The sequence below is a fragment of the Herbidospora sakaeratensis genome, from assembly GCF_001570525.1.
Classification (GTDB): domain Bacteria; phylum Actinomycetota; class Actinomycetes; order Streptosporangiales; family Streptosporangiaceae; genus Herbidospora; species Herbidospora sakaeratensis.
Genome location: NZ_BBXC01000008.1, coordinates 417530 through 430317, shown reverse-complemented (window position 1 = coordinate 430317; position 12788 = coordinate 417530). Strand labels below are relative to the sequence as shown.

Here is a 12788-nt window from a genome sequence, read left to right as displayed (position 1 = left end):
GCAGGGCACACTTCTCCCTGTGCTGCTGACAATCTCGACCACCCGTGAACCGGCGACCGATCTCGGCTTCCTGCTGCACAAGCATCCCGATCGGGTGCAGGAGTTCCCACGGGCGTTCGGGACGGCCCACGTCTTCTACCCCGAGGCCACCGACCGGAGGTGCACCGCCGCCCTGCTGCTCGACGTCGATCCGGTACGCCTGGCGCGCACCCAGGGCAAGACCACCCCCGACTTCAGCCTGGGCCAGTACGTCAACGACCGTCCCTACGCCGCGTCGTCGTTGTTGTCGACCGCGATGGCCGAGGTGTTCCGGACCGCCAGGTCGGGCCGCTGCGCCGCCCGGCCGGAGCTGGCCGGGACCGCCATCCCGCTGGAGATCACGCTGCCGGCGCTGCCGTGCCGGGGCGGGCCCGCGCTGGCCCGGCGGCTGTTCGAGCCCATGGGCTGGGACGTCACCGCCGACCCGATCCCGCTCGACCCGGCCTTCCCCGAGTGGGGCGACTCCCGCTACGTCACCCTCACGCTCACCGGAGAGCTCCGGCTCGCCGACGCGCTCAACCACCTCTACGTCCTGCTGCCGGTCCTCGACGACGCCAAGCACTACTGGATCGCCGAGGACGAGGTCGACAAGCTGATCCGCGCGGGCGAGGGCTGGCTGGCCGCCCACCCCGACCTCACCCTCATCACCCGCCGGTTCCTCAACCGCCGCACCGCCCTGACCAGGGCCGCCTTCGCCCGGCTGGCCGAGGTGGGCGACGACGCGGAGGAGACGCTGGAGCCGCCGGCCGAGGAGGAGGTGCGCATCCCCCTCAACACCCTCCGCCGGGACGCCGTCGTGGCGGCCCTCGCCGAGCTCCAGGCGCGCAGCGTCATCGACCTCGGCTGCGGGACGGGGCAGCTGATCACGGCCCTGCTCGACCAGGGCGTACCGAAGATCACGGGGGTGGACGTGTCGGCCCACACGCTCATGGTCGCGGCCCGGAGACTCAAGCTCGACCGCATGGGCAGCCGGACCCGCGAGCGGGTGGACCTCTTCCAGGGATCGGTCACCTACACCGACGCCCGGTTCGCCGGATACGACGCGGCCGTCCTGATGGAGGTCGTCGAGCACCTCGACCCGCCCCGGCTCCCGGCCATGGAGAGGGTCGTCTTCGGCGCCGCCAAGCCCGCCCACGTGCTGGTCACCACGCCCAACGCCGAATACAACCCGCGTTACGAGAACCTGACGGGCCTGCGCCACCCCGACCACCGCTTCGAGTGGACCCGGGCCGAGTTCCGCGACTGGGCGCGGAGCGTCGCCGCACGCTACGGCTACCAGGTGGAGTTCCGCGCCGTCGGCGACGACGACCCCGAGGTCGGCTCGCCCACCCAGATGGCCGTCTTCGGCAAGGAGGACCCGGCATGACCGAGATCAGTGTTCCGAAGATGTCGCTGGTCGTGCTGGTCGGGGTGTCCGGCAGCGGCAAGTCCACCTTCGCGCGCAGGCACTTCAAGCCCACCCAGGTCATCTCCTCCGACTACTGCCGGGGGCTGGTCGCCGACGACGAGAACGACCAGGCCGCCACCCCGGCGGCGTTCGACCTGCTGCACCACATCGTCGGCGTGCGGCTGCGGCGCGGCCTGCTGACCGTGGTCGACGCGACCAACGTCCAGTGGAAGGCCCGCCAGGCGCTGGTCGCCCTGGCCAAGAGCCACGACGTGTTGTGCGACGCCATCGTGCTCGACGTGCCGGAGGAGGTCGCGGTCGCCCGCAACGCGGTCCGGCCCGACCGCGACTTCGGCTCCCACGTGATCCGCCGGCAGCGGAACGACCTGCGCCAGTCGCTGTCGAAGATCTCCCGCGACGGGTTCCGCCGCGTCCACGTGCTGCGCGGCGACGAGATCGACGACGCGGTGATCTCCTACGAGCGCGCGTGGACCGACAAGACCGACCTGACCGGCCCGTTCGACATCGTCGGCGACGTGCACGGCTGCGCCTCGGAGCTGGACACCCTGCTGGCCGCGCTCGGCTACGTCGACGGCGTCCACCCTGACGGCCGCACGGCCGTGTTCGTCGGCGACCTCGTCGACCGGGGCCCCGACAGCCCGGGGGTGCTGCGCCGGGTCATGGACATGGTCGAGCGCGGCGCCGCGCTGTGCGTCTCGGGCAACCACGAGCAGAAGCTGGTACGCGCCCTCGACGGCCGCAAGGTGCGGGTCGCCCACGGCCTGGAGAAGTCGCTGGAGCAGTTCGCCCTCGAAGACGAGGCGTTCAACGTCCGGGCCAAGACGTTCATGCAGGGCCTCATCAGCCACTACGTCCTCGACGGCGGGAAGCTGGTGGTCGCGCACGCCGGCCTCAAGGAGGAGTACCAGGGCCGCGCCTCGGGCCGGGTGCGGTCGTTCGCCCTCTACGGCGACACCACCGGTGAGACCGACGAATACGGCCTGCCGGTCCGCTACCCGTGGGCCGAGCAGTACCGGGGGAGGGCGACGGTCGTCTACGGCCACACCCCGACCACCCTCGCCGAATGGGTCAACAACACCATCTGCCTCGACACCGGCGTCGTCTTCGGCGGCCGGCTCACCGCGCTGCGCTACCCCGAGAGGGAACTGGTCTCGGTCCCGGCCGAGAAGGTCTGGTACGAGCCCGCCCGGCCGCTCACCTCGCGGGGCCGGGAGCCCGACGTGCTGGACATCGGCGACGTCACCGGCGACCGCTACGTCGAGACCCCGGGCGGCACGATCAAGGTCCGGGAGGAGAACGCCGTCGCCGCCCTGGAGATCATGAGCCGGTTCGCGGTCGACCCGCGCTGGCTGGTCTACCTGCCGCCGACGATGGCCCCGCCGGAGACCTCGAAGAAGGACGGCTACCTCGAACACCCCGACGAGGCCTTCGCCGAGTTCGCCGCCGCCGGGGTGACCCGGGTGGTGTGCGAGGAGAAGCACATGGGCTCCCGCGCGATCGTCGTGCTGGCCCGCACCCCCGACGACGCCCGGGCGCGGTTCGGCGTCGAGGGCGCCGGCACGGTTTTCACCCGGACCGGCCGCCCCTTCTTCGCCGGCGACCTGCAGGACCGGTTCGTGGCCGGGCTGCGCGAGGCGTTCGCGCCGCTGCTGGAGGACTCCCCGTGGCTGGTGCTCGACGGCGAACTGCTGCCCTGGTCGGCCAAGGCCGGTGAGCTGATCCGCGGCCAGTACGCCTCGGTCGGCGCCGCCGCCGGGGCCGCGCTGCCCGTCGCGGTGCGCGCGCTCGAGGCGGCGGCCGGGCGAGGTCTGGATGTGGGATCGATACTGGACCGCGCCCGGCGCCGCGAGATCAACGCTGCCCGGTTCCGCGAGGCGTATGCCCGTTACTGCGAGCCCGTTTCCGGTCTTTCCGGTCTGCGGTTCGCGCCCTTCCAGATCCTCGCCTGCGCCGAGGGCGCCACGGCCGTGACCCGGCCGCACGACTGGCACCTCGACCGGCTGGCCGCCGTCGCGCATCCGCTGGTGCACGCCACCCGGCACACGTACGTGGACCTGGAGCAGGAAGACCAGCGCGGGGCGGCGGTCGACTGGTGGACGGCGCTCACCGACGCCGGCGGCGAGGGCATGGTGGTCAAGCCCGTCGCCCACCCCGGCGGCCGGGTGCAGCCGGGCGTGAAGGTGCGCGGGCCCGAGTACCTGCGCATCATCTACGGCCCCGACTACCTGGAATCGCTCGACGAGCTGCGCAGACGTTTCCTCGGCCGGAAGCGGTCGCTGGCGCTGCGCGAGCATAGCCTGGGGGTGGAGGCGCTGTCGCGACTGGCGGCCGGTGAGCCGCTCCACCGCGTCCATGAGGCGGTTTTCGCCGTGCTCGCCCTGGAGTGTGAGCCTGTCGACCCCCGCTTGTGAGCGGGCCTTCACGGAAGCGACACGTTCGTCACCCCCAGGGTCCTCTATGAGGGCCTAACATCGGGGCAGACGACAGAGCGTGAACTTGCGATCACTCATGAATGAACGTGCATCGAGAAGACCATGGTTCCACCTGCGTCATGACTGGCAGGACACCGAGCGCATCGGCAATGTCGTGGTGCAGCACTGCACTGTGTGCCTGAAAAGCAGAGTCCGAATCCGGTAATGGGCCCTTAGTGTAGCCATTGCGCTACTTGTCGTAATCGTGGGCAAGTAGGCTGCATGGGGGGTCCACCGGTAGCCGTACGACGGCAGGAGCGTCTGGGCTACGTCACGTTCATCGCGGCGGCCGGCGCCATCGGCGGATTCCTGTTCGGCTACGACAGCGCCGTGATCAACGGCGCGGTCGTGGGCATCCAGCGCTACTTCAACGTGGGCCCGTTCACCATCGGCGCGGTGGTGGCCATCGCGCTGCTCGGCTCGGCCGTCGGGGCCTGGTTCGCCGGCAGCCTCGCCGACCGCTGGGGCCGCACCAAGACCATGCGGCTGGCCGCGGTCATCTTCGCCGTGAGCTCCGTCGGGCAGGCGCTGCCGTTCGCCATCTGGGATCTGGTCTTCTGGCGGGTGCTCGCCGGGGCCGCGATCGGCATGGCCTCGGTCCTCGGGCCCGCCTACATCGCCGAGGTCGCCCCGCCCGCCTACCGGGGGCGGCTCGGCTCGTTCCAGCAGCTCGCGATCGTGCTCGGCATCGCCGTCTCGCAGCTGGTGAACCTGGCCATCAACCTGTGGGCCGGGGGAGAGGTCAACAACGACCTGGGGCCTCTGCAGGCGTGGCAGTGGATGCTCGGCGCCTGCCTGGTGCCCGCCCTGATCTTCCTGGCCTTCGCCAGCGTCATCCCCGAGTCGCCCCGCTACCTGGTCGCGGCCGGGCGCGAGAAGCAGGCCCGCGAGGTGCTGCGCGATCTGGAGGGCGAGCACGTCGACCTCGACGAACGGGTGACCGAGATCAGGAGCGTGCTGCGCACCCGGCGGCGTCCCCGGCTCGGCGACCTGCGGGGACCGCGTTTCGGGCTGCTGCCGATCGTCTGGGTCGGTGTCATCCTGTCGGTGTTCCAGCAGTTCGTCGGCATCAACGTGATCTTCTACTACTCGTCGGTGCTGTGGCAGTCGGTCGGCATCACCCAGTCGGACTCGCTGCTCATCAGCTTCTCCGCCTCGATCATCAACATCGTCGGCACGTTCATCGCCATGGCCCTGGTCGACAAGGTCGGCCGCCGCCCGCTGCTGCTGGTCGGCTCGGCCGGCATGGCGATCGCGCTGGCCGTGGCGTCGTGGTCGTTCAGCTACAGCCGCAGCGTCGACGGGATCGTGCAGCTGCCCGCCGTGCAGGGCGCCGTCGCCCTGATCGCGGCCAACGCGTTCGTGTTGTTCTTCGCGTTGTCGTGGGGGGTCATCGTGTGGGTGCTGCTGGGCGAGATGTTCCCCGGCCGGATCAGGGCGGCGGCGTTGTCGGTCGCGGCGGCGGCGCAGTGGCTGGCCAACTGGGCGATCACCGTGACGTTCCCGCCGCTGGCCGCGTGGAACCTGGCGCTCACCTACCTGTGCTACGCCGTCTTCGCCGCGCTGTCGTACCTGTTCGTGGTGTTCATCGTGCAGGAGACGAAGGGCCGAAGACTGGAGGAGATGGGGTAGCCTCCGCCAGCCACGGGCCGAGCGCGTCGGCCTGGCCGTAGAGGACCTCCAGCTCCGTCACGCAGGCCGCGATCACGTCTCTGTCGGTGATCCGCCGCCCGCCGAGGTGGGCGCCGATGTCGTCGTAGCGGACCTCGTACATGAGATCCCGGGACAGGACCAGGATCTCGGGGAGCGGCCCCGCCCGCTCCAGGTGCCCCACCGCCGCCGCGTCGAGCACGCGGGCGCGCTCGCCGGCCCTGGCCCGCGCCCTGAGAACCTGAAGTTCCCACCGCAGGTACGCCGTCAGCGGCCGTTCGGCGATCCGCAACCGCCGCAGCTCCACCGAATCGGGCACGTCGGCGGCGAACTCCCCGGCCGACTCCTCGATCAGCTCCATCGCCCGGTCCCAGTCGCCCCCGGCCCAGGCGACCCAGCTCGGACTGTAGGGCTCGTGGAAGTGCTGGGCCCGCTCGAGTTTCCAGAGCACCCCCTCCATCTCCCGGTAGAGGCCGTAGAACTCGGTCGTGTACGCCTGCCGGTCGAGCATGACCCCGGGTGCGCCTTGCACGATCTCCCGCACACATCCTCCTGGCGGGTCCGGCGATCCGCGCCACTCGCCGGCCCGAAGTGGTGGTCAGTTCCCGTACGAGTTGCTGCAGATGGCTGTCTCGTTACGTCCCAGGCGGCGAATGGTGATCTGCCGTCTGACGGGCGTACTGGGCGTGGCGTCGTTTTGCGACTGTTTCATCCCGTTACCTTCCGTCCCGGTTCCCCGACACGAGGTGATCGTAAGGCGGCCCCCGGAACCGTCAAGACCCAAAGCACGTCGGGCATCCCGCGCGGCCGGGATGACGGGCGTAGACGTGGTGGTCGGGCGAGAGCAGATTGATGCCGTGGACGTAGCCCGGCGCCACCTCGGGCACCCCCGTGACCAGGGAGACGATCGCCTGCGCGACGAGATGGCCGGAGATGCCGGCCGAGGTTCCGGTCACGCCGGGGCCGCCGAGGTCGGGGATCCCGCCGTCGGGCCGGTGGGCCTGCTCGGCCGCCGCGACGCACTCGTAGCAGGCGCCGTTCGGCGGGTCGAACACGCCGACGGTGACGAGCGGACCGTTGTAGCCGCCGCCCGCCCATGGCACCCGGGCCGCCGCGCAGGCCCGGCTGGCCCAGACGCGGATGCCCTCGCCCCTGGGCTCGTCGGCGCAGAGGGCGAGGGCGTCGTAGCCGTCGACCAGTGATCGTAAGTCGGTCTCGCCGGTGACGCGGTGGCGGGCCGAGGTGACCACGATGTCGCTGTTGGCCGCGCCCAGCCGGTCGCGCGCCAGGTCGGCCTTGGGGAGGCCGACGTCGGCCTCGGCGTAGAGCAGCTGCCGGTTGAGGTTGGACAGTTCGACCAGATCGGGGTCGACGCAGTGGAGCCGTCCGACCCCGATCGCGGCCAGCGCCCAGGCGGCGTGGCTGCCGGTGCCGCCGAGCCCCACCACGACAACACGCGCCCGTTTCAGGGCGAGCTGGGTCTCCCACGCGCTGTGGCCGGGCACCAGGTCGACGCCCCGGAAGAAGGCCTGGTTGCGGCTGTAGCGGTCGACCTCACGCGGGGTGAGCCCGCGCGGCGGGGGAGCGGTCGCCTCCTCCAGGTAGCCGGAGCCGACCAGGTCGTCGACGACGCCGCGCGCCTCGCCGGGACTGAGATCGGGGAACATCACGATCAGCCGCGCGGCCACCGCCTCAGGCCCGCGCCGCCCGTCGAGCAGCGACAGGGCCGCCCAGACCCAGCCCCCGGGGTCGTCGATCTCGGCGGCGAGCCCGTAGATCTCGCCGCCGATCCGGACGGTCCCCTCGGTGGTGCGGAACGGGCGGTGCTCCGCTTTGACCCGCGGAAACCGCAATCTCGATCTCCCCCGTGCGACGCCTCATCTGAACCGCGTGGGTGTACGGCGTCCGTGCCGCGTGGCCGCCCCCACGACCAGCGAGATGATCCACAGGAAGAACAGGATCTTGAACACCGTGAACACCGCACCCGTAAGGATCATCGCGATCAACGCCACGACGATCAAGGGGACGAACGCCCCCGGTCCGGGCCCGCGCCGCACCCGCATGTGCGGAGGACGGGCGAGGTGGTATCCCCAGTTGCCCATGTCGATCCCCGGCGGCGTCTGCGCCTTGGGGACGGGGGCCGCGCCGACACCCTGCCCGCCGGGCAGGTCGGCCAGGACGACGCCCAGGTCGCCGGCGGTCTTGGCGGCGAGCGTGACGTCGAGGCGCTCGTCGAGTTCCTCGCGGGTGAGCCGCCCCTGCGCGAACGCGTCGTGCAGGAAGACGGTCACCTCGTCGCGCTCCTTGTCGCCGATGCGCATCGCGGCGGGCGGAACACGGTCAGCGGTCATGAGACGGGTCACTACTCCTCGTCGGTGTCGCCGTCGGCCAGGACCTGGTAGAGCTTGCGCCGGGTCTCGGCCAGGATCTTCTTGGCCTGACGCACCTGGCTCTCACTTCCAGTCTGCGCGATTTGGAACAAAGCGGACGCGGCCTGACGCGACAAATCAAACAATTCGTGGACGTTGTCCCCGATGTCGGGAGTCATCTCCTCCCACGGGGCGCGGACCTCGTCCTGGTGCTCGGCGACGTAGGCGCGGCCGGCGTCGGTGAGGGTGAAGGTCTTGCGGCCGTCGGCCTCCTCCGAGCGCACCAGCCCCTCGTCGGTGAGCTGCTGGAGCGCCGGGTAGACCGCGCCGGGGCTGGGCTTCCAGCCGCCCTGCGACCGCTCGGCGATCTCCTGGATGATCTGGTAGCCGTTGCGCGGCTCCTCCGACAGCAGCGCCAGGATGGCGGCCCGGACGTCACCCCGCTTGGCCTTGCGTCCCCGGCCGAAGCCGCGCGGCCCGAACGGGAAGCCCGGCCCGAAGGGCCCGCCGGGCCCGAACCCCGGCCCGCCGCCCCACGGGCCGCCCCGGCCCCGATGCCCTCGATGGCGGTGGTCGTGGGGGCCGCCGGCCGGGGTCTCCCAGGTGGCGGCGAAGCCGCGCAGGTTCTCCTTGAGCGCGGCCTTGAGGTTGCGGATCTCCCGGTGGAACTCGTGGGGGTGGGCCCAGGGGCCGCCGGCGGCGTGTGCGTTGGTCATGTGTCCTCCAGAGTGTTACGCGATGCCTCAAAGATATATCGAGAACATGTCGACGACAAGCAAAAGCCACAAGTGACTCAAGTCACGAAAAAAGATGGGATGTCGGGGAACAGGTGCTGAGACCGCTCCGTTACATTGGGCAGAGACGGGATTGTTCCGCGCTGAGAGGGCTGGGGGGTGCTCTTGGAGCGGAGCAGTCCCGTCTTGTTTTTTGGGCAGATTCGACTTTGATTTGGGCAGATTCAACGTCCGAGCCACCGCCGTCCTTCGGCCGTCGGCGTCTCGGACGCCCGAGGCCCGTCCGCCCTTCGGGCGGCCGCGCCTCGCGATCAAGAGCAGAAGCCCCGAGTCGGGCCGCATGCGTGTGGCTCGCGGGTTTTGTCGTACCTTTGCCGTACGCTGCCGTGTCGTGATCTCGACATGATGGGCCATTCCCACGCGCTGACCGGGGCGATCGTCTGGCTGGGCATCGCGCCCGGGTTGCAGGCGCTTCCCTCGGTGTTCGACTTCCAGCCGTCGCTGGCGTTCGCCACCGCGATGTCCCCGGCCGAGTTGATCGCCGGGGCGATCATCTGCGCGGGTGCGGCCATGCTGCCCGACCTCGATCACCCCAGCGCGACCATCGCGCAGACGTTCGGGCCGGTGACGTGGCTGCTCAGCAAGGGGGTCAACTTCGTCAGCGGGGGGCACCGCAAGGCGACCCACTCGCTGCTGTTCGCGGTCCTCATGGGGATCGGGGCCCATCTGCTGGCGACGCGGTTCACCGTGGGGCAGGACATCCTCGTCGTGTTGTCGATCGGGCTCGCGTTACGCGCGGTCGGGATCGGGGTGCCGGGGAACAAGATCGCCTCGGCGGTGGTCAACGTCGTGCTGACCGGGGGCATATTCGCCGCGTTCTGGGGGCTGGGGGTGACCTACGCCTGGCTGGGGTTCGCGATCGGGATCGGCTGCTTCGTCCACGTCCTGGGCGACTGCCTGACCGAGCGGGGCTGCCCGGTGCTCTGGCCGCTCAAGCACAAGTGGCTGCTGCCGTGGGACTGGGGCCTGAAGACCGGCCGGAAGTTCGAGACCAAGATCCTCGCGCCGACGTTGTCGGTCGCCGTGTTCGCGCTGCTGTTCCTGCGCCTCATGCCGATGTGAGATCCCGCGCGAGAATGCGATATCTTGACATCAAGAGATATTCGCCCAAGGTTAGGCGAGCCTGACCGATCAACCCCTCCTGTGCGTACGGGAGGATGGCCGGGCGAGTTGTCAACAGCAAACCTCTGGGGAGGCGAGACTTCGTGTCCGCGAACAGCTTCGGCGCCCGTGACACACTGCGCGTGGGTGACGCGTCGTACGAGATCTACCGGCTGGACAGGGTCGAAGGGTCGGCGCGCCTCCCGTACAGCCTGAAGATCCTGCTGGAGAACCTGCTGCGCACCGAAGACGGCGCGAACATCACCGAGGCCCACATCAACGCCCTCGGCCAGTGGGACCCGTCCGCCGCGCCGAGCGTGGAGATCCAGTTCACCCCGGCCCGCGTGATCATGCAGGACTTCACCGGCGTGCCCTGCGTCGTCGACCTGGCCACCATGCGCGAGGCCGTGCGCGACCTCGGCGGCGACCCGGCCCGCATCAACCCGCTGGCCCCCGCCGAGATGGTCATCGACCACTCGGTCATCGTCGACTTCTTCGGCGGCCCCGACTCCTTCCAGCGCAACGTCGAGAAGGAGTACGAGCGCAACCACGAGCGCTACCAGTTCCTGCGCTGGGGCCAGACCGCCTTCGACGAGTTCAAGGTCGTGCCCCCGGGCACCGGCATCGTCCACCAGGTCAACATCGAGCACCTCGCCCGCGTCGTCATGATCCGCGACGGCAAGGCCTACCCCGACACGTGCGTCGGCACCGACTCCCACACCACGATGGAGAACGGCATCGGCGTTCTCGGCTGGGGCGTCGGCGGCATCGAGGCCGAGGCCGCGATGCTCGGCCAGCCGATCTCGATGCTCATCCCGCGGGTGGTCGGCTTCAAGCTGACCGGCAAGCTCCCGGCCGGCGCGACCGCCACCGACCTGGTGCTCGTCATCACCGAGATGCTGCGCAAGCACGGCGTCGTCGGCAAGTTCGTCGAGTTCTACGGCGAGGGCGTCTCGTCGGTGCCGCTGGCCAACCGGGCCACGATCGGCAACATGAGCCCCGAGTTCGGCTCCACCTGCGCGATCTTCCCGATCGACCAGGAGACCATCAACTACCTGTCCCTGACCGGCCGCACCGACGAGCAGATCGCCCTCGTCGAGGCGTACGCCAAGGAGCAGGGCCTCTGGCTCGACCCCCAGGCCGAGCCGGAGTTCTCCGAGTACATCGAGCTCGACCTCGCGACCGTGGTGCCGTCGATCGCCGGGCCGAAGCGCCCGCAGGACCGCATCTCGCTCAGCGAGTCGAAGGACATCTGGCGCCGCGACGTGCGCAACTACGTCACCGACTTCGACGGCGACGGCGTCGACGAGGCCGTCGAGGAGTCGTTCCCGGCCTCCGACGCGCCCGCCTCCAACGCCCGCGCCGGCGCGCCCCGCCCCCACAAGGCGGTCCCGGTCACGCTGGCCGACGGCACGAGCTTCGAGATCGACCACGGCGTGGTCACCATCGCCGCGATCACCTCGTGCACCAACACCTCCAACCCCTACGTGATGCTCGGCGCGGCCCTGCTGGCCAGGAACGCCGTCGAGAAGGGCTTGACCCGCAAGCCGTGGGTGAAGACCTCGCTCGCGCCGGGGTCCCAGGTCGTCACCGGCTACTTCGAGCGCTCGGGCCTCCAGCCCTACCTCGACAAGATCGGCTTCAACCTGGTCGGCTACGGCTGCACCACCTGCATCGGCAACTCGGGCCCGCTGCCCGAGGAGATCTCGGCCGCGATCCAGGCCAACGACCTCGCCGTCACGGCCGTGTTGTCGGGCAACCGCAACTTCGAGGGCCGCATCAACCCCGACGTGAAGATGAACTACCTGGCCTCGCCGCCGCTGGTGGTCGCCTACGCGCTCGCCGGCACGATGGACCTCGACCTGAACAACGAGCCGCTCGGCACCGGCTCTGACGGTCAACCGGTGTTCCTCAAGGACATCTGGCCCGAGCCCGAAGAGGTCTCCCGCGTCGTCGCCGAGTCGATCGGCCAGGACATGTTCCTGCGCGACTACGCCGACGTCTTCAAGGGCGACGAGCACTGGCAGTCGCTGCCGATCCCGACGGGCAACACCTTCGAGTGGGACCCGGCCTCGACCTACGTGCGCAAGGCCCCCTACTTCGACGGCATGCCCGCCAAGCCCGAGCCGGTCACCGACATCACCGGCGCCCGCGTGCTCGCGGTGCTGGGCGACTCGGTCACCACCGACCACATCTCCCCGGCGGGCTCGATCAAGCCGGGCACCCCGGCGGCCGACTACCTCAAGGAGAACGGCGTCGAGGTCAAGGACTTCAACAGCTACGGCTCCCGCCGCGGCAACCACGAGGTCATGATCCGCGGCACCTTCGCCAACATCCGGCTGAAGAACCTGCTGCTCAACGGTGTCGAGGGCGGCTACACCCGCGACTTCACCCAGGAGGGCGGCCCGCAGTCGTTCATCTACGACGCCTCGGTCAACTACCAGGCCGCCGGCACCCCGCTCGTCGTCCTGGCGGGCAAGGAGTACGGCTCGGGCTCCTCGCGCGACTGGGCCGCCAAGGGCACCGCGCTGCTCGGCGTCCGCGCCGTCATCGCCGAGTCCTACGAGCGCATCCACCGCTCCAACCTGATCGGCATGGGCGTGCTCCCGCTCCAGTTCCCCGAGGGCGAGACCGCCACGTCCCTGGGCCTGACCGGCGAGGAGACCTTCGAGATCACCGGCGTCGAGGAACTCAACCAGGGCCACACCCCGGCGACCGTGACCGTCCGCGCGGGCGACAAGCAGTTCGAGGCGATCGTCCGCATCGACACCCCCGGCGAGGCCGACTACTACCGCCACGGCGGCATCATGCAGTACGTCCTCCGGTCCCTGCTCGCGAAGTAACCGCATCTCATCCTGTGAAGCCGCCCGGTCCGACCCGGGCGGCTTCCGCCTTTCAAAGGCCCTTCAAAGGCTCCTTTCCGTTACGGCTCCGCCCACCCCGGCCCCACCCACCG

Annotated in this window: 9 protein-coding genes; 5 read left to right on the top strand and 4 right to left on the bottom strand. The window is 70.2% G+C overall.

What is annotated here, in order from left to right; genetic code table 11:
- The first annotated feature begins 19 nt into the window (after positions 1-19).
- From AW271_RS07755 to AW271_RS07745, 3 genes are all read left to right on the top strand, one after another.
- On the top strand, positions 20-1405 hold the full coding sequence (locus AW271_RS07755) for a 3' terminal RNA ribose 2'-O-methyltransferase Hen1 (RefSeq protein WP_062334106.1): 1386 nt from the start codon (positions 20-22) through the stop codon (positions 1403-1405).
- Positions 1402-3858 carry a polynucleotide kinase-phosphatase gene (locus tag AW271_RS07750; RefSeq protein WP_062334104.1) on the top strand — a complete coding sequence of 819 codons (2457 nt, stop codon included), beginning with the start codon at positions 1402-1404 and terminating at the stop codon, positions 3856-3858. The genes AW271_RS07755 and AW271_RS07750 overlap by 4 nt, the downstream gene beginning before the upstream one ends.
- A gap of 282 nt (positions 3859-4140) precedes the next feature.
- Entirely contained in the window at positions 4141-5550 is a 1410-nt protein-coding gene (locus AW271_RS07745; RefSeq protein ID WP_062334102.1) for a sugar porter family MFS transporter, read from the top strand.
- Here the strand turns inward: AW271_RS07745 and AW271_RS07740 are convergent.
- The 4 genes from AW271_RS07740 to AW271_RS07725 all read right to left on the bottom strand — a co-directional run bounded on the left by AW271_RS07740 (position 5504) and on the right by AW271_RS07725 (position 8653).
- The gene (locus tag AW271_RS07740; RefSeq protein ID WP_062334100.1) at positions 5504-6112 is read right to left on the bottom strand and encodes a DUF6879 family protein; all 609 of its coding nucleotides are present in this window, start codon (positions 6110-6112) and stop codon (positions 5504-5506) included. The genes AW271_RS07745 and AW271_RS07740 overlap by 47 nt on opposite strands.
- Positions 6113-6341: 229 nt before the next feature.
- Positions 6342-7421, bottom strand: a complete 1080-nt coding sequence (locus tag AW271_RS07735) for a HesA/MoeB/ThiF family protein (RefSeq protein ID WP_062334098.1) — start codon at positions 7419-7421, stop codon at positions 6342-6344.
- A 24-nt stretch (positions 7422-7445) separates the two neighbouring features.
- On the bottom strand, positions 7446-7919 hold the full coding sequence (locus tag AW271_RS07730) for a DUF1707 SHOCT-like domain-containing protein (protein WP_157553958.1): 474 nt from the start codon (positions 7917-7919) through the stop codon (positions 7446-7448).
- Positions 7920-7930: 11 nt separating this feature from the next.
- Positions 7931-8653 carry a PadR family transcriptional regulator gene (locus tag AW271_RS07725; protein WP_062334092.1) on the bottom strand — a complete coding sequence of 241 codons (723 nt, stop codon included), beginning with the start codon at positions 8651-8653 and terminating at the stop codon, positions 7931-7933.
- A gap of 420 nt (positions 8654-9073) precedes the next feature.
- Here AW271_RS07725 and AW271_RS07720 point away from each other — a divergent pair, with 420 nt between their 5' ends.
- Positions 9074-9793, top strand: coding sequence for a metal-dependent hydrolase (locus AW271_RS07720; protein ID WP_062334089.1), 720 nt, complete (start codon positions 9074-9076; stop codon positions 9791-9793).
- A 143-nt stretch (positions 9794-9936) separates the two neighbouring features.
- Positions 9937-12675, top strand: coding sequence for an aconitate hydratase AcnA (gene acnA, locus AW271_RS07715; protein WP_062334086.1), 2739 nt, complete (start codon positions 9937-9939; stop codon positions 12673-12675).
- The last annotated feature ends 113 nt before the right edge of the window (positions 12676-12788 follow it).

What these genes read in the sequence shown, in the direction of transcription:
- AW271_RS07720 (WP_062334089.1), top strand. Translation starts at nt 9,074, where the DNA reads ATGATGGGCCATTCCCACGCGCTGACCGGGGCGATCGTCTGGCTGGGC.
- AW271_RS07730 (WP_157553958.1), bottom strand. Translation starts at nt 7,919, where the DNA reads ATGACCGCTGACCGTGTTCCGCCCGCCGCGATGCGCATCGGCGACAAG.
- AW271_RS07745 (WP_062334102.1), top strand. Translation starts at nt 4,141, where the DNA reads ATGGGGGGTCCACCGGTAGCCGTACGACGGCAGGAGCGTCTGGGCTAC.
- AW271_RS07750 (WP_062334104.1), top strand. Translation starts at nt 1,402, where the DNA reads ATGACCGAGATCAGTGTTCCGAAGATGTCGCTGGTCGTGCTGGTCGGG.
- AW271_RS07725 (WP_062334092.1), bottom strand. Translation starts at nt 8,653, where the DNA reads ATGACCAACGCACACGCCGCCGGCGGCCCCTGGGCCCACCCCCACGAG.